Source organism: Runella aurantiaca, from assembly GCF_003339505.1.
Classification (GTDB): Bacteria; Bacteroidota; Bacteroidia; order Cytophagales; family Spirosomataceae; genus Runella; species Runella aurantiaca.
In genome coordinates, this window is sequence record NZ_QPIW01000010.1 from 165,244 (window position 1) to 183,281 (window position 18,038).

Annotated in this window: 17 protein-coding genes; all 17 read left to right on the forward strand. The window is 44.7% G+C overall.

Features of this window, described 5'->3' with window-relative positions; translation table 11 throughout:
- Positions 1-77: 77 nt before the first annotated feature.
- The 17 genes from DVG78_RS14255 to DVG78_RS14335 all read left to right on the forward strand — a co-directional run bounded on the left by DVG78_RS14255 (position 78) and on the right by DVG78_RS14335 (position 18,019).
- A complete protein-coding gene (locus DVG78_RS14255; protein ID WP_199563255.1) occupies positions 78-578 on the forward strand; it encodes an ankyrin repeat domain-containing protein in 501 nt (166 codons plus the stop codon).
- 9 nt (positions 579-587) lie between these two features.
- Positions 588-1,796, forward strand: coding sequence for an outer membrane protein assembly factor BamB family protein (locus tag DVG78_RS14260; protein WP_114461735.1), 1,209 nt, complete (start codon positions 588-590; stop codon positions 1,794-1,796).
- Between the two features lie 116 nt (positions 1,797-1,912).
- On the forward strand, positions 1,913-2,938 hold the full coding sequence (locus DVG78_RS14265) for a PA14 domain-containing protein (RefSeq protein ID WP_114461736.1): 1,026 nt from the start codon (positions 1,913-1,915) through the stop codon (positions 2,936-2,938).
- Positions 2,939-3,112: 174 nt separating this feature from the next.
- Positions 3,113-5,464, forward strand: a complete 2,352-nt coding sequence (locus DVG78_RS14270) for an ABC transporter permease (RefSeq protein WP_114461737.1) — start codon at positions 3,113-3,115, stop codon at positions 5,462-5,464.
- Positions 5,465-5,666: 202 nt separating this feature from the next.
- Positions 5,667-5,969 carry a hypothetical protein gene (locus DVG78_RS14275; protein ID WP_114461789.1) on the forward strand — a complete coding sequence of 101 codons (303 nt, stop codon included), beginning with the start codon at positions 5,667-5,669 and terminating at the stop codon, positions 5,967-5,969.
- Positions 5,970-5,973: 4 nt separating this feature from the next.
- Positions 5,974-6,270, forward strand: a complete 297-nt coding sequence (locus tag DVG78_RS14280; RefSeq protein ID WP_114068368.1) for a hypothetical protein — start codon at positions 5,974-5,976, stop codon at positions 6,268-6,270.
- A gap of 124 nt (positions 6,271-6,394) precedes the next feature.
- Positions 6,395-8,809, forward strand: coding sequence for an ABC transporter permease (locus DVG78_RS14285; RefSeq protein ID WP_114461738.1), 2,415 nt, complete (start codon positions 6,395-6,397; stop codon positions 8,807-8,809).
- Between the two features lie 150 nt (positions 8,810-8,959).
- Positions 8,960-9,325 (forward strand): hypothetical protein, encoded by a 366-nt coding sequence (locus DVG78_RS14290; protein WP_114461739.1) that lies wholly within the window; start codon positions 8,960-8,962, stop codon positions 9,323-9,325.
- A 30-nt stretch (positions 9,326-9,355) separates the two neighbouring features.
- On the forward strand, positions 9,356-9,574 hold the full coding sequence (locus tag DVG78_RS14295; protein WP_114461740.1) for a Kazal-type serine protease inhibitor family protein: 219 nt from the start codon (positions 9,356-9,358) through the stop codon (positions 9,572-9,574).
- Between the two features lie 192 nt (positions 9,575-9,766).
- A complete protein-coding gene (locus tag DVG78_RS14300) occupies positions 9,767-12,178 on the forward strand; it encodes an ABC transporter permease (protein WP_114461741.1) in 2,412 nt (803 codons plus the stop codon).
- A 108-nt stretch (positions 12,179-12,286) separates the two neighbouring features.
- Positions 12,287-12,688 (forward strand): hypothetical protein, encoded by a 402-nt coding sequence (locus DVG78_RS14305; protein WP_114461790.1) that lies wholly within the window; start codon positions 12,287-12,289, stop codon positions 12,686-12,688.
- Positions 12,685-13,839: a S1 family peptidase gene (locus DVG78_RS14310; RefSeq protein ID WP_114461742.1), complete on the forward strand. Its 1,155-nt coding sequence runs from the start codon at positions 12,685-12,687 to the stop codon at positions 13,837-13,839. The genes DVG78_RS14305 and DVG78_RS14310 overlap by 4 nt, the downstream gene beginning before the upstream one ends.
- A 25-nt stretch (positions 13,840-13,864) precedes the next feature.
- Entirely contained in the window at positions 13,865-14,320 is a 456-nt protein-coding gene (locus DVG78_RS14315) for a hypothetical protein (RefSeq protein WP_147277084.1), read from the forward strand.
- Between the two features lie 59 nt (positions 14,321-14,379).
- Entirely contained in the window at positions 14,380-14,934 is a 555-nt protein-coding gene (locus DVG78_RS14320) for a hypothetical protein (protein WP_114461791.1), read from the forward strand.
- A gap of 11 nt (positions 14,935-14,945) precedes the next feature.
- Positions 14,946-15,932, forward strand: coding sequence for a ligand-binding sensor domain-containing protein (locus DVG78_RS14325; RefSeq protein WP_114461744.1), 987 nt, complete (start codon positions 14,946-14,948; stop codon positions 15,930-15,932).
- Positions 15,933-15,973: 41 nt separating this feature from the next.
- A complete protein-coding gene (locus DVG78_RS14330; protein WP_114461745.1) occupies positions 15,974-17,050 on the forward strand; it encodes a ligand-binding sensor domain-containing protein in 1,077 nt (358 codons plus the stop codon).
- Positions 17,051-17,098: 48 nt separating this feature from the next.
- On the forward strand, positions 17,099-18,019 hold the full coding sequence (locus DVG78_RS14335) for a winged helix-turn-helix domain-containing protein (protein WP_229598231.1): 921 nt from the start codon (positions 17,099-17,101) through the stop codon (positions 18,017-18,019).
- The last annotated feature ends 19 nt before the right edge of the window (positions 18,020-18,038 follow it).

An 18,038-nucleotide genomic window follows, 5' to 3' on the forward strand; every position in this document is an offset into this window, starting at 1 on the left:
TGATTCGCTAGGCATGAGGGTTTATGATTAAATTGCCTTTAGCAGACGCCCTTTAATCGTAAACCTTTTTACACTTCATGAAAAGAATTGATTTTTTACAGAAAATAGCCTTCGGAACGGGCCTTGCCGCCGCTCCGCAACTGATTTTGGCCCAACAAGAAAAGCCGGCTGCCTACGCCCCAGACTTGGTGCGCGATTTTGTGGGAGCAGGACACAAAGATTTGACAAAAATTCAGGCCATGCACAAGGAGCACCCCAATTTACTCTTTGCGGCATGGGATTGGGGTGGTGGTGATTTTGAAACAGCACTCGAAGCCGCTGGGCACGTGGGCAACAAAGAAATTGCGAATTACCTACTCAGCCAAGGCGCACGTCCCAATATTTTCGTATTGACTATGCTCGGCAAAACTGCTTTGGTCAAGCCGCAACTGGAAGCTATGCCTCAACTTATTACCTCCAAAGGAGCACACGGATTTTCGTTGCTTCATCACGCCCAACGCGGCGGCGAAGATGCTAAAGAATTGCTCGATTATCTGCAATCAAAAGGCTTAAAGGAGGTCAGATTTAAACTTTGGTAATTGAGTCCAATGCATAAAATCTTCTTTTTTCTTCTTCTAGCGTGTGGAGTGAATACCTTTTCGCAATCCACTGATTTTGACAAGCTTCCTTCTTTGGCTTGGCAATTCAAAACTGGGCCCATTATCTCTTCGCCCGTCATGGATGTGGATGGAGATTTAGTCTACTTTGGCAGCCTCGACCGCAGCCTGTACGCTCTTGAAACAAAGACGGGGGCCCTAAAGTGGAAATACCCAACCTCGGGCGTGATTCGTTCTACCGTGTGCCTCGAAAATGACAATCTATTTTTTTACAGCGGCAACGGCGTTTTGTATTGTTTGAACAAAAAGTCGGGCAAGCAAAACTGGAAGTTTCAAACTGCAACGGGCTACTTGGGTGACCGCCGCAACGACTTTGCTGATTATTACCATTCCTCGCCCATTGTTCAAAATGGAATCGTCTATTTTGGTTCGGGAGATGGCTATGTTTACGCCCTCAAAAGCAGCACTGGTGAATTGATTTGGAATTACAAAACCGACGATGTCGTGCATACCAAACCGTTCCTGCACCATAACCGACTTTTTATTGGTTCTTTTGATGGCTATTTATACGCTCTAAATGCCCAAACTGGGCTACTGCACTGGAAGTTCAAATCAACGGGGCAACGTTTTTTTCCTAAAGGGGAAATCATGGGAAACCCTGTGGTGGCGAAGGGCTTGGTATTGGTGGGCTCGCGCGATTTTAACTTTTATGCCATTGATGAAAACAGCGGGTATTGTCATTGGATAAAAACCTTCCCGCGGGGCTGGGCACTACCAATCACGCCCAATGATTCAGTGATTTACCTCGGCACTTCCGATGACCGACAACTGTTTGCGGTTGACATTGCTTCGGGTAAAGTTCATTGGAAAGCTGATGCGAATTTTAATATTTTCGGGGGAACGGCTTTGGGGAAAACAATGGGTTATTTCGGCACATTGAAAGGCCAATTAGTTGGGATAGAACTGAAAACGGGGACAGTTAAATGGAAATTTACCAACGACGCCTCGCGCACCCATCAAGCCAAGTATTTCAAAGAAAACGGCGATTACCGCGACGACATTGGGCAACTGTTGCCCTTTCCCGAAGACCAATTAATAATGTACCAACAACTAGGCGCCATTTTTTCCACTCCTGCACTGTCCGACGATTTATTGGTCATTACCTGCTTTGACGGAACCGTTTATGCGCTAAAAAAATAGCGCTACGCCCATTTTCAAAACTCACGGCCACCGCTCATCATTTCTCGTTTCGTCATTTCTGAAAGTTGTGTTATTTTCGTTTAGTCAGAACGACACGCAGCCTTTAAGAAAACAGCATGAAAACGATATTATTTTTAAGCATTGCCTTGCTGGCAATGCAAATACGAGCGCAGCATGGCTTGCAAGGAGAGTACTACAATGGGCAAAATTTTGAACGAAAGGTATTTACCCGCGTCGATCCTCAAATCAATTTTTCGTGGCGTGGCCGCAATCCTGGGCCCAACATGGACAACAGTTATTATTCCGTACGGTGGACGGGCAAATTACATCCTCCCACCACGGGCGTGTATCAGTTTTCGGCCAAAGTAGACGATGGCGTTCGAATATGGGTCGGCGGGAAGCTAATCATGGACGCGTGGGGCTTGCACGATTCGGGCAATTTTCGGGGAAATGTAAAACTTGAAGGAGGGAAATTCTATGATTTAAAAATCGAGTACTTCAATGCGATGCTGGAAGGCGAAGTACAGATTTATTGGCAAATGCCCAATGCGTTGGAACCGCAACCTATCCAAACCAACTTTTTATACAAAGCTGGAGCATCGATTCCAAAACCCGTTGTCGTCCCCGATAAACCAGAAACAGATTTGCCCCCTATTGTGGTTAAATCAACGCTAAAACCAGGCCCCAAAACCTCTAAATCACCCGCTTCTTTGCCCCTAAAAAGGGAGGTCAATACACCACCCACCAAAACCCCTGAACTACCTAAAGCCGTTACGGAGAAAGTGGGTTTTCCACCCGAAAAAGGACAACCAATGGTTTTGAACCACGTTACTTTTGAGCAAAGTAGCTACAATCTACTCCCAAGTTCTTATCCAGAATTGGATAAATTGGCCGATTATTTGAGGAAGAATCCTAGCCTGACGGTAGAAATTGTCGGCCACACCGACAACGTCGGCGACCCGCGCCTCAACCTAGCGCTGTCGGAAAATCGCGCCAAGGTAGTCCGTCATTATATTATTGAAAAAGGAATTGCAGAAGACCGAATTACGGCTCAAGGTTACGGTGGCACGCGGCCGCTCACGTCCAATGCCAACGAAACGGAGCGTGCCCAAAACCGTCGCGTCGAATTGATTCTTCGATAGCTTTACAACTTCAAGTTACAGCTGTCCGTAACCGCACAAGCATGTCCAAAATCGGACAAACAGATGCTTTTTCCATTCAACAAACCACTAACAGTCAACACATTAATTTCTTGGTACGAGGTTTGAGCAAATAAAAGACGTAATCAGAAAAAGTTCATTTAGCAGTTACCCAATATGCTCTACAACTACTTCAAAATCGCCTTTCGTAATCTTCGAAAATACAAGCTGTTTTCGTTTATCAACATCTTTGGGTTGGCGTCGGGAATGATGATTTGTCTATTGGCGCTGATTGACATCAAAGGCTCCTTTGATTACGACGATTTCCATCCGCATCCCGAGCGCACGTATCGGCTATTGACAGATGTAATTAACAAAAACAACGACCGCATGGCTTTTGCCACGGCACCTCTGCCGCTGGCCGATGTACTAAAAAAAGACTATGATTTCGTGGAAGGTGCCACGCATTTTATTCGGGCTTATGGCGAGTTTGACGACGGCCGCAAACGCCTCCAACCCATGACCTTTTGGGTAGATGCGGACTTTTTTAGGGTATTTGGCTATCCGATTATTTCAGGAACCTCCGCGACTGCGCCTCACACGGCGGTCCTTACCAAGAATATGGCCGAGAAGTTTTTCGGCAAAGCCAACCCAATCGGAAAAGTGATTCAATATGATGGAGCTGGGGCATTTACCGTGACCGGTATCATTGACAATACCACGCTGGGTAGGTCTCACCAAAAGTTTGACATGCTGCTATCGGCCCAAAGCCTGAAAAGCGAAGCCCTCACCGACTGGAAAAACCATCAGGAAGGCTACACTTACATTCTGCTCAAGCCAGGTATAACGCAGGAGACATTCGAGAAAAGTCTAGCGTCGGTAGCGGCCCGTACGACCCAAATTATTCAAAATACTAAAATTAATTCCTACCACTTTCGCGCTCAGGCGCTATCGGCCATTGCGCCCTCGCATGAAGAGTTGATGCGCGGCACCTACGAACCGACCTACGGCAAATTGGCCACGGAAATGGGCGTCGGTTTATTGACTCTTTTATTGGCCGTTTTCAATTACATCAACCTTACCTTAGCCCGTTCACTGAGCCGGGCTCGGGAGGTAGGCATTCGCAAAGTAGTCGGCGGGCTGCGCTGGCAGGTGATGGCGCAGTTTATGGCTGAGTCGGTGATTTTGTCTTTACTAGGATTAGCGTTGGCTTTTGTAGGGCTGAAAATGGTAGAACCCATGGGATTTGTACAGCGTTGGCTCATCGGCGGCGTAAAGTGGGGCTGGGAAACGGGTCTGCTGTTTGTGGTTTTCAGCATTGTAGCGGGCCTGCTGGCAGGATGGGTCCCTGCCCGTATTCTTTCCAATTTTGAACCAGCTCAAGTACTCCGCAGCCACACGGGCCTGAAGGTTATTCGTGGAATTTCGTTGCGAAAATCGCTGATTGTCGTGCAATTTGCGGTGTCTTTGTTAGCCATGATTACGTTGTATGTACTTGATCGTCAGCAAACCTACATGGCAGAAGGAGATTACGGTTTTGTGCGCGAACAGGTTTTGACGATTCCTGTTCTGCCCGACCAACCCTACGAAAAACTCGCTAGCGCCATCGACCAGCAGGCAGGTGTAGCACACGTGGCGGCCACTTCTGCTCTTTTTGGCTCCCATCCCGATAACCAATGGGCGTATCGCCAACGCGACAAAAACGATTCAACCCTGATTGATTATTTTTCTATCAACCATGAGTTGATACCTGCTTTGGGGCTAAAGCTGCTGGCAGGAGACAATTTAAAGCCTGCTGACGCCTCTAAAAACCGGGTCATTATCAACGAAGAAGCGCTCAAAGGCTTCGGATTGGGAACGCCCAAAGAGGCCATTGGAAAAACAATTTTATTGAGCAACAACCGCGAGGTCAGCGTTGCGGGGGTGGTGAAAAATTTCAATTATGCCAGTTTTGTGTGGGCCCTAAAACCTTTGCTGCTTCAGTATCAGCCTGCGCAATTTCGATTTCTGAACGTAACCATAACAGCAGGTTCCACTACTACCGTTGCCGCCATTGAAAAAGTATGGAAACAACTGTATCCTTACGAGCCGTTTGCTGGGCAGTGGTACAACGACTATCTTCTGGAGCGTCATTCTCACGACGACGACAATAATTTTCTGGGCGTTTTGACGGCCATTGCGTTTTCGATTGCCTGCATGGGATTACTGGGAATGGTGACTTATAACACCGAAACCCGCACCAAAGAAGTGGGCATCCGGAAAGTAATGGGGGCCGCCGTTCACCAAATTATTTGGAGCCTATCTTGGGATTTTGTGCGGTTGCTACTCATTGCATCGGCCGTTGCTATTCCGTTGGGGTATCTCGCGGGCATGGCTATTTTGCTCAATTTCTCGTACCATGTTTCCATTGGTATTGAGACATTTGGGCCCTGTCTTGCGCTATTGTTTCTCATCGGCGGCCTGACCATCGGTCTTCAAACGTACCGCTCGGCCATTGCCAATCCCGTCAAAGCACTCCGTTCGGAATAATCAAACTGCGGTATCTTCACCCCTATTCAATTTACACCCTTTGTCCGCTGTCCATCAACGAACAAAGGGTGTCCATATTCGGACAATTATTCACTTCTCCTCTAAGCACAAAACACTGCTAATCAGTCACATTTAGTATTTGGTACAAGGTTTGAGCTATTGTAAAAACAGCCATTTTAAAATCATTATTATATTCAAACGTATGGCACACATTGCGATTCCAATTCCTTCTCAACTCGGAAAACAGGACATTGAAGTAGAGGTTTCCATCAATGGTCAACGGCAGGCGCTGCACTACCGCGTTGAATTATTTTATTGGAACGAGTGCGGTATGCCAACCGTTGACCGCGCGGAATGCTTGCGCCATATCCTTTCTGAGTATGACAAAGATTGGACGCTTTATTATATGGGTTCGCCCACGGAGCAGTTCATTCCGATTACGTTTGTCCGAAAAAAAGAGACTTTGCTGTTATCTCCTTTTTTATACTCCTTATTAAACCTTTAAACACATGGCACATATTGCAATTCCAATTCCGACCCAATTGGGGAAGCAGGACATCGAAATCGAAGTCACCATCAATGGCCAAAAACAGGCCCTGCACTACCGTGTAGAGCTTTTTTACTGGGAGGATTGCGGTATTCCGACCGTTGACCGGGCCGATTGCCTTCGTCACATTCTTTCCAAGTACGATCAAGACTGGACGCTCTATTACATCGGCGCACCGACGGATGAATTCGTACCTATTACGTTCGTAAAAAAAGAAGATTTAATCAAACAACGACAAATTTTGACGGGTGCAAATTAGTATTCTGCCGTAGGGGCAGGCTTTACGTCTGCCCAGAACGCGAACAAACATAAAATGGGCAGACGCAAACGGTATCGCCGCTGCGGGCCTGCCCCTATATTTTTTTTGTTTTTATCTAACAACCATGATACGCAATTACCTCAAAATCGCTTTCCGCAACTTGTGGAAAAACAAGACCTACCTCTTTATTAATCTGATAGGCCTTTCGGTTGCCTTCGGCATCAGTACCTTATTGCTTTTGACGGCATACGGATTACTGACTTTTGACCAATTTCACGAAGAACAAGGCGCCGTATACCGCGTTTACCAAAAAGTAATCGAGCCGCAGGGTGAACAATACGGCAACAACATGCCTCTACCCATGCGCGCCGCCCTGAAAGCAGAATACCCAGAAGTAAAACTAGCGGCACGTATTCTGACCGGAAATGCGCAATTGTTGAAAAGCGACAAGCTCATCAACGAAATGATTATCTTCACCGACCCTGAATACTTTCAGGTTTTTGGGTATAAACTGTTGAAAGGCGACCCCAATACGGCACTGAAGGATTTAAGCAATGTAGTGTTGCGCGAAGACATTGCCAAGAATATTTTTGGGGACCAAGACCCGATGGGAAAAACCCTCACCATCAATCACGGCAATAAAGAACAATCATTTTTGGTGACGGGCATTCTGGAAAAAGGCCCAGAAAATACCAGTATTGACAATGAAATACTGGTTCGTATCGAAAATATCAGTGATTATAGTCTCAATAAAGACCGATGGGACAACGTTCAACACGCGCTTTATCTTAAACTTGACGAAAAAACATCGTTGGCCGCTTTTGAAAATCGCCTGAAACCTTTCACGGCCAAATATTACAAAGGCAACATCGAGCAATTGAAAAAAGAAGGAGCTAAACCCGATGCCCGGGGCGAAATCATCAGCACTAGAATTATGGGATTGGCCGACAGCCATTTTGACACCAAAGTAGGCGGTCGCGGACAGGCCATCAACAAAATATATCCCTATACGTTGCTCATTGTTGGCCTGGTAATTTTGCTGATTGCGGCTATCAACTTCATCAATTTGTCCATCGCCAAATCGTTTACCCGCGCCAAAGAAGTGGGAATGCGCAAAGCACTCGGCGCCTTTAAGTCCCAGATTGTAGGGCAGTTTTGGGGAGAAGCTTTTCTGATTTGCGTTGCCGCTTTTGGCGTGGGAATCGTCTTGGCCTATCTATTTATTCCCCAATATAACGCCATTTTCCGCACGACCCTGTCGCTCGAAATGCTCAAAACTCCCGCCTTGGTCGGCATTATTTTGTTGTGCTTTGTCCTCATTACGCTGATTGCAGGTGGGTATCCCGCTTGGGCCGTAACAAGGTTCAATACAGTGGAGGTATTGAAAGGGAAAATTAAAGTAAGCGGCAGCTCGGGGGGGATTCGCAACATGCTCATCATCTTCCAGTTTACGATGTCAGTCTTGCTGATTGCCTGCACGATGATTGTCTGGACCCAAATCAAGTACCTGCGTTCCAAGCCATTAGGATTTAACACTACACAAGTATACAGCATTCCGATTGGCCATGAAATCTCGGGCAAACGTCTTTTGCAACATTTCCGCACTCGCTTGGCCAATCAGCCGCGCATCTTGAGCATGACGGGCTCCGATGTCAATCTGGGGCGCGGGCAAGACGGCTCTTTTTCTAAGTCGGTCTTGAGTTTTGAACAAAATGGCAAAGGCATTAAAACCAACATGCGGACGGCAGATTATGAATACGTGAAAACCCTCGATCTGAAGCTGATTGATGGACGGGATTTTTCGGAAACATTCGCCACCGATACCGCAGGCGCCGCCGTCATCAATGAAACAATGGCCAAACAATTGGGTGTAAAAAATCCGATTGGGGTGACGCTCAATACCGAAGAAAAACACAAAGTTATCGGCGTGGTCAGAGACTTTCATTTTGAATCGCTACACCGCGAAATTGAAGCCGTTTCCTTTTTTATGAATGGTTTTCCCATCAATTATATTTTCGTCAAAATTGCCCCCGACCACGTAGATGAGACGATTGGCTTATTGCGAAAAACGTACAACGAAGTGGCCCCCAAATCTGAATTTCTGGGTTCATTCTTGGACGAAAACACCAACAAACAATACCAAAAAGAAGAGCGCATCTCACAGATATTTTTCAGCGCCGCCACCTTGGCCATTATTTTATCCTGCTTGGGGCTGTTTGCCATTGCCATCATGGTCATCTCGCAACGCACCAAAGAAATCGGCGTGCGCAAAGTTCTGGGCGCATCGGTCATGAGCATTATGACGCTGTTGTCGTTCGATTTTCTCAAAATGGTCGGCGTTGCCATTCTCCTTGCGTCGCCGTCGGCGTGGTGGCTCATGAGTCAGTGGTTATCCGATTTTGCTTACCGTACACCAATTCAGTGGTGGGTATTTGCCCTCACGGCGCTTATCGCCATCGCGATTGCATTTTTGACCGTTAGTTTTCAAGCCATTCGCGCCGCGCTCACCAATCCGACCACTTCTTTGCGCTCCGAATAAAGCTCAAAGAGAAATTCTACCATTCCAAGTCTTGATTTCTCAGAAGTCAGGCTTGGAATATTTTTTATAGAAATTACCCATTGTTGGCTTTCTTTCTTCGGATTACAACTTTTTATTCTCCAATTTCGTCTTAGCTAAAAAACGACTAAGATGAAACCGATTACTTTTCTCAACCTATTGCTACTGGCAGTCACTTTTAGCTGTTCCTCCAAAGTTCAGCCTCAGGAAACAACGATTGCCAAGGCTAAACTGGTGAATGCTCTGGCGGTTGATGGCTGCGATTGGCACTTTACAGTTGACTTGAAGGATGAAATGGTTTCTTATTTGCCGAGCGATTCATCGAAAGAAAAAGTAAATTCCATTATTCAGGCGGCCACTGCCCAATACGGGGTGTATTCGGTGGAGGTAGAGATGAAATACACGCTTACGGGCAAAAAACAAACCGTCAAATGCGGCTGGGGGAAAACCAATGAAATGGACGAAATTGAGATTTCAGAAATACGCATAACACGCTGAGGACATAGATTTAAATAATTCCAAAATCCCATGAAAAAAGTATTTGCTGCCGTTTTGATTGCGGCCTTGGCTGGTTGTCAGAAAGAAGAAGTAAGCACCGAATGTGTAGAAAAACCAGACAACGGAATGGCCTGTTATACCCTGTATGACCCAGTTTGTGGGTGCAACGGCAAAACTTACGGAAACTCCTGCGAAGCAGGCCGGGTGGGTATTGCCGTTGTTTCAAAGGGCGAATGTAAAAGTAATTGATGCCTGTCAATGTAGGGGCAGGCCCGCGGCGGCGCACCGCTTACGTCTACCCAATTTTACGTCTGCATAGTTTTATGCAGAAAGAGGGCGGAGGCACGCGGACGCCGCCCCTACTTCTTCTTTAAGGTTTTTTAACAAACCCCAAAAATGTTTTGTACGTACCTTGCAAGGCCATTTTAAACGTACAAAACCATGCTTCAAAACTACTTCAAGATCGGTTGGCGCAATCTGCGCAAAAACGGAATATTTACATTTATCAACATTTTTGGCCTGTCTGTCGGCATGACTTTTACGCTGTTGATCGGCAGCTACGTATGGGACGAATGGCAGGTCAATTCCGACTTACGGAATATTGAGAACCAGTACATTATTCAAAGCAAGTGGAAGCAGCCCAACATGGGCATAGAGATTACGTCATTGGCACCGTTGGCCAAAACGCTGAAAGAGCAATATCCCAATCTGATTGAAAATTATTACCGTTTTGACGGCGTTTCCACCACAATTTCCAAAGGCGACAAACATTTTAGGGAAGATATTCAAATCGGCGACTCCACGTTGCTGACCATGTACGGTTTTCCGCTCCTGCACGGAGATGCCCGTACGGCGCTGAATCAACCCAATTCGGTCGTTCTTTCAGAAAAAATGGCCTTAAAATATTTCGGCAAAACGGATATTGTCGGACAAACCATTCAAATAGAATCCTTTACGAGCGAACGGAAGAACTTTATGATTACGGCCGTATTGGCTCCCCTACCCTTCAATTCCGTCACTCAGTTTGTCAGTACCGAAATTCCAGTTTTGTTGCCCATGAGCAGTTTGGCTTTTTTTGGCCGAGAAGCAGGCATGAATACTTGGAACAATGCTTACGTTGTCAACTACATTGAACTCAAAAAAGGCATCACGCCCGCCGATTTACAAAAACCCATTGCCCAAACCATTGCCACGAACGCCTCCGAATTGGTAAAAGCGAATCTTGAGGTGATCTTGAAACCGTTACGCACGCTGCACCGAGAAAACAACAACGGACTTATCAACAAAACCCTCCTGACACTCAGCTTAGTGGCTCTGTTCATTGTGTTCATGGCCGTTGTTAATTTTGTTAATATCTCCATTGGGAGTTCGTCAAGTAGACTGAAAGAAATTGGCGTTCGGAAAGTATTGGGGAGTGAAAAAAAGCAGGTGATTGGGCAATATTTGACCGAATCCATTCTGATTGCTTCCTTCAGCACCCTTTTCTCGTTGGTTTTGTACGAAGTGACGCGGTCGTTTTTTGCTGAAATCCTTGAAAAAGAACTCCGTTCCCTGTTCAGTGCGCTTCCGGTCTTTTTAATCAGTGCGGTATTGTTGGGGCTTTTTGTCGGACTGATTGCTGGAGCTTATCCGGCTTTTGTGCTTTCGTCTTTGCCGTCCATTGATTCCATGAAGGGCAAAATGAAAACCGTCAACCAAAAAAGCATTTTCCGCTACTCGCTGATGACCGTTCAGTTTGCCATTGCGTTGTTTGTATTTGGAGCCGCCGTTGTCATTGCCCGTCAAGTCAACTATTTCTTTGACAAAGACTTAGGCTATTCCAAAGAATCCATCGTGTGGGCCGCCGTTCCGCGCGATTGGTCGGCGCAGGGCATTGAAAAGATGGAAACCATCCGCAAAGAGATGACGCGCCTGCCCGACGTGCGAGAAGTCAGCCTTTCATTTGAAATTCCAAACGGAAAAACGGGCTTTCAGTCAGGGCTTTTCCACGTGGGTCAAGACTCCACGCAAGCCGTCTTTGTGCCTGTTTTACAAACCGATGAAAACTATGCGCGCACTTACCAAATCCCCATCCGAAGCGGCACGTTTTTTCACCAACCACAACAAACGTTTGTGTCCGACCGTATTGTTTTGAACGCCAAAGCCGCCAAAGTACTGAATTTCTCCACTCCCGAAGCCGCCATTGGAAAGCAAGTAAGATTACAGGGATTCCCGCAACCGTTTACCGTGACGGGCGTCACGGACGATTTCCATTTTGAATCTATGCGCAAAAACATCGGTCCATTGGCGTTCATTCACCTCAAAACCACCAACGTTTACCGTTATTTTTCCTTCAAAATTCAATCTTCTTCGTTGAACAAATCGGTGGCTTCACTCGAAAAAAAATGGAATGAACTGCTGCCGGGAGCGCCGTTTGAACTCGAATTTTTGGATGAAATGCTGAAGAATTTGTATCAATCGGAAGTACGCCTCAAAAAAGCTGCGCAGTTGGCTACCGTTTTGGCCATCATCATTGTACTCTTGGGCGTTATCGGCATGGTTTCGCTGAGTGTAGCGCGTCGTACCAAAGAATTGGGCATTCGCAAGGTATTGGGTGCATCGGGCGTAAGTTTGGTGATGCTGTTTCTGAAAGAATTTTTGATGGTCAGCGCCGTAGCTACGCTGATATCTTTTCCATTGGTATTAATGGCCATGAATCAGTGGCTGCAAAACTACGCGTACCGTATTGAAATGAGTTGGCTTCCGTTTGCGAGCGTCGGAATTATTTTTGGATTATTGATCATTTTTCTGGTTGGTTTTCAGACCTTTAAAGCTACATTAATGAACCCGACCCGGTCGTTGCGCTCCGAATAACAAACTTTTACATTTCGTTTACATTCTTTTACAGGCGTTTTTCTTTTTGTTCGGTTGTGCTTGATACTTTTGCTTCCATCGAAGTTTTACCTAAAAACAACCAAAAAAATGAAAACAATCAAAATGATGACGGGGAGTTTGTTGCTCTCCGTCTTAGCATTTTACTGCTATGGTCAGCAGGTTTGTTCGGCGGCTTTTTTAGACAATAAAATCGTCGTGAATGAATATACACCTACGGGCAAATGTAGTTTACCTCTAAACGCCCGAGGTGAACTCACGGTAGCAACTGCCGAGCTATCACTTAAAAAAAGCAAGCCTGTTGAAAACCTGCCTTTCAAAATCGCGATTCGGGATGAAAACACGAAAACGTTAACGATGTTTTCGGGAGAAAACTACCGAAAAATTGAAGTTCAGCAAGTGTTGGTAAAGTGTAAAAAAGGTGATTCCATCGTTTTATTGACCTTAGAGAAGCAATATGCCCTGCCCCACAACGAAATTTTGGTCAAATGAGAAAATTACTTATTCCTCTATTTGTATTCATCTCCTTTGGGAGCTTTGCGCAAAAAAAGGAACCTTGGGTAAGTAAACCATTTGAACAATGGCCGCAAATCGCTTTGATAAACGATGTATTGTATAAAAACGGTGACCGCTACGAAGATCCGACCATCACGTATGTAGGCAGCGGTTTTTTATTGGACACCGGTAAAGAGACGTTGGCCGTGACCGTCAAGCATGTTTTGTGGGTAGCCCGAAATAAAACATCGAAGAACATTACCGTCAATGACCAACTGAAAAAGTGGAAAATGTACCCAAAAAAAAATCCCAAAGATTCAGTCGTCATCGGACAATTGATCAACGAAGACCCTACCGAAAAACTCTTCGACGGATATGACAACGGCGTGCTTCAACGGGATTGGCTTGTTTTCACGACGCAATCTGTTTCTCCCAAAATTCAACCCTTAAAAATGCGGGAGGAAACTGCCAAAGTAGGAGAAAAAGTGTATCTGACGGGCAATCCTTATCGATTTGACCAAACGATTACCGTGGCGGGAAAAATCATCAAAAGAGAAGGGCCGCACATTTTTGTCAAGTTAGACGGAATGGAGAAAACGTTTTTGGGTGGCTCCAGCGGTTCTCCTTTGATTGACGCCAACGGGCAACTTATAGGTATTTTTTCCAATACCCGCAAGGATGACAAAACGGGAGAAAACGTATTTATTTTCAATTCGACCGATTATCTCAAACGGGTATTATCAGGGGCTAAACCCTTGAATGTAAACAGAAACCCTATCTCTAATTATTTGGATTCGCTGCTTAAAACCCAAACGGTGGCAGAGTCCCTGAAAGGTTTTGACCAATTGTATAAAAGCGAGAAAGTACACGAGCAGTATGAAATCACCTATTTTAACCACAACAATATTTTAAAAATCGGCGATGAGTTTCTCAGTCAAAAGAGAGTCAATGACGCCATTCTTTTTTACGAATACTTTTATAAGCTAATGCCTAACCACATGTATATCACAGCTTTAGCCAAAAGTTATATTCAGGCAGGCCAAAAGCAAAAAGCACTCAGTAAGCTACAGGCAGAAGTCGAACGCCCCGATATTGACCCAGAAGTAAAGGGTGAGATTACAAAATTCATGAAGGAAATAAACAACTAAAAATGTTACAAAAATGAAAAAATCAATGATGCATCTGTTCGCCACGCTAAGTTTAGTGTTGGCTTTCTCTACCACCCATACCTTCTCCAGAGGCGGTGAAAACTATTTTTATGGAAATCCGCTGGTATTGAACGGCAAACCGTTGGATTATCAAACTTTTTGGAAAGGAAGTAAAGGCTTATTGGCGCTGGTCAAAGGAAATCCCAATTCGGCAGATTCTCCCAGAGTTCCATTTAAAATTTATCTCAAACACGAAGGCCAGGTGGTCAACAAGGGTTTATCTTCTGATACCCGAGAATTGTACGAAGTAGAGGTAGCCCATATTTTGGCATTAGCCCGTTTTGGTGACCAACTCATCATCGAACCCGCTCGCGAAAGCGATGCCAAGGCCAAGCGCGTCATTAATTTGGCCAAGATCGACTTAATGTACATGATTTTAGGCCCATTGTTGGCAAAACAAAAAGGCGGGGACGGGTGCTAAATTCTCTTTTATCGTTTTGGAAGAAATGAACAGCCATGAAATTTAAACCTACAAAAAATATGAAAAAAATCATTTATGCGCTGATCTTACCGCTGGTTGTGGTAAGCGGACTGGTATTTGCTAATCTTGAAATTAAAAATGAAACTTCTAAAAAGTCAATCCCAAAGCCTCTGGGCGGCGTGCCGCTCTCTGCCGCTGAAAGAAAGGCTGCATTGAAAAAATGGGAGGCTACCCCTGATGGTATCATGTACAAAAAATGGGAAGCGTCTCCCGAAGGTAAAAAAGTGTATGCCAGTGAAACTAAAATAAGGAAGCATATAAGTGCTTTTACCAATATGGAGGCTGTTGTAACCTCTCGTTCTCTTCCGCCAGGCTCAAGATTAGGTTTCGGAGTGATGGTAAGGATTAATGGGGACGATTATATTGTAAAATTTGAGCCAGAAAAGTCTCAACTTGAGCAATTGCATAGTCTGGAAGTTAACGACAAAATAATTATAAAAAGCCATAACGTATCGCACGCGCCCAAGTATGCCTATCCAATAGTATCGGGCGACTATGTAGAACGAGATAGTAAAGTAATTTTTAAACGTGCCCCTCGCAAAGGAGGTTGCTGAGTAAATAAATTATGAAATACGCACACGTATATGCTTTGTTCTTGATGTTTGTTTTTCACACCTCCTGTGGACAAGACCAAACAAACACATCAAAAGATAATATCAAGTCTGAAACCACAGACACACTCACTTCTAACATTTGGGATATTGAGCAAGATAGAAATGGGGATATTTGGTTTGCAGCGAGCGATGGGGTTTTTCGATACGATCCCAGACGGGCAGGTGGAAAATCGTTTACCAAAATCACAGGCCAACTGATCTCAGAGCCTTTTTTTTCTGTTTTTGAAGATAGAAAGGGAAATTTTTGGTTCGGCACGTATGGCTCAGGTGTTTTTTATTATAATGGAAAATCCTTTCAAAATTTTACAACAAGAGATGGACTTGCCGATAATTCTGTTATGCCTATTTATGAAGATAAATCCGGCATTATTTGGCTTGGCACTGCAGGTGGTGTAAGCCGCTATGATGGTAAATCGTTTCGAAATTTTACAACTGCGGATGGACTGTCCAATAATGATGTTCACGCTATTGTTGAAGACAAAACAGGCAAAATTTGGTTTGGATCACGGGGTGATATTTCCATTTATGATGGAAAATCATTTACCACTCTCACCGATAAAGACGGCAAAACTTTCAGTAACGTATGGTCTATGATTAAAGACAAAAAAGACAATATCTGGTTCGGCGCCGATGGTCTTTGGCGCTATGACGGCAGTTCCTTTAGCCAAATCGATGAGGTTGGTGCTGGTGTTATAATCGAAGATAAAAAGGGAAACGTTTTGACCAGTATAGGTGGGCCTATTTTCCGTTTTGATGAACAGTCATTGTCTGATAAAAAGCCACATGTAACAGTAATAAAGACAAAATATGAAGGGCATAGGAATCTGCCTTTTGGGATGTTATGGGCTAATGATGAAAGTATTTGGATTGGAGGTGACCGTTACCGTTATGATGGAAAGACTCTCACGGACTTTAAAAGTGCAGCCGGTCAGAAATAAGTGCTTTTTATGAACATTTTTGCAGCAAAAAACAAAGAAAAATGGCAAAATATGCGTTTCGCAACCTGATTTATAACTGGCTTTTGGTGGGGATATTTCTAAACTCTTGCAATGGTCAGCCGAGGAAGACAACCGATGCGTCAAAACCAATTCCAACGGTAATAAAAAACTTTAAGTCCGCCGCTTTAGCCCCTGATTTTGACACTACCTTAGTCAGTCAATATATCCGAAGTATTTTTCAGGATTCGAAAGGGAATTTATGGTTTGGCACCATAGCAGAAGGCGTAGTGAGGTATGACCAAAAAACGTTGACTTACTTTTCCAATCCAGATGGTTTTATTAACAACACTGTGTATGCTATCAATGAAGATAAAGATGGCAATATGTGGTTTGGCACTGACCAAGGAGTGTATAAGTACAACGGAAAAACATTTAAAAATTATAGTCAAAAAGATGGGCTAAACCATCTTGATATAACTCGAAAAGGGATTCTTGTTGACAAATCGGGTGCTATTTGGGTAGGCACCCACGGCGGCGTTTACCAATATGACCCGGCTGCCGATAGCACAGGTGGTCAACCTTTTTCATTATTTAAGGAACTTCCTCCTATAAACGTTGCAGGCATCATGGAAGACAGAAGTGGAAACATTTGGTTTGCTTCTTCGAATAAAGGGGTTTTTCGATTTGATAGAAAAACGATTGTAAACTTCAATGAAAAGGAAGGTTTAGGGGAAAACTATGCCGGAGGCATAACACAGGATAAAGCCGGAAATATGTGGTTTACCATGAAAAACGGTATTTGTAAATTTGATGGCAAATCTTTTACAGAATATACCGCCAAAGACGGATTAGGCGGAACTGAATTTTGGGGACTCATTATTGAACAGTCGGGTATCATTTGGATTACAGCCCGAGGCAGTACTACGCGGTTTGACCCTTCCGTTCCCTTACCAAATCCCAAAGCATTTACCGCGTTTACAGTAGCCGACGGACTTAATTGTTGTGTTCAAAGTATGTATCAAGACAGGTCAGGAAATATGTGGTGGGGTACGGGGCAAGGACTCTATCGTTTTGATGGCAAACGCTTTTATCAGGTGAAAAAGAAAGGGCCTTGGTAGTATTTTACGAAATTATAAGCTATTTCTGCTAAATTTGATAAAGAACTTATGGAAATCATGGTAGGGAAATTGGCAATCGTGGCTTCGTTTTTAGCAATCAGCTTACTGTTTGGGCAGTTTGCCTGGATAACTCCTGACACTGATGCCACCAACTCGCAACGATTTGAAGAAAAGACGAACCTCGCGCTTCGCCGCACAGGCCACCGCCTGTTGTTGGCAAGCGGCGATTCCACTTCCCGCATCCCTGCGGTCAGGAAATTAGATGATGGCACTTTTGTGCTACAGCTAAGTAAGTCATTCGATTACAGCCAGTTACCAGTTGCGCTACAAGAGTCGTTTGACCTGCATGGCATCAAAAACAACTACGATGTAGCAGTCATAGACTGCAAAACCAACGAGTTGCAACTGGGATACAATTTTCTGGATTATTCCAAAAGCAAAGAAGTTGCCTGCATCGGGCGTGATCAGATAGTGGGCTGTTACAATGTAAAAGTAACATTCTCTGCCCCTGAAAACAGCCCAAAATCCAGCCCGGTTTGGTGGACATTAGGGTTAGGGGTTGCCTTTATCGGCATTTCGTATGTTGTATTTTCACGAAGAAAAGCGCCCCTTACTCCGCTTATTGAAATTCCTGAGGAACAGACCATTGAAAAATCTACGCGGTTGCATTTCGGCGAATCAAGTATGGATTTGGATAACCAACTATTATATACAGCCAATACACAACATAATCTCACCTTCCGAGAAGCTAAATTGCTGCACTTGTTCATCAAACACCAAAATCAGGTTTTGGAACGAGATTTTATTCTTAAATCGGTTTGGGAAGATGAAGGTGTTACGGTAGGACGCAGCATTGATGTTTTTGTGTCGCGCCTGCGGAAGCTGCTTCAGGAAGATACTTCGCTAAAAATCGCGGCGGTACACGGCGTTGGGTATCGGCTCGAAGTCAGCCATTTAGAGAACATTTAAGCTACTCAGAAAACGACTT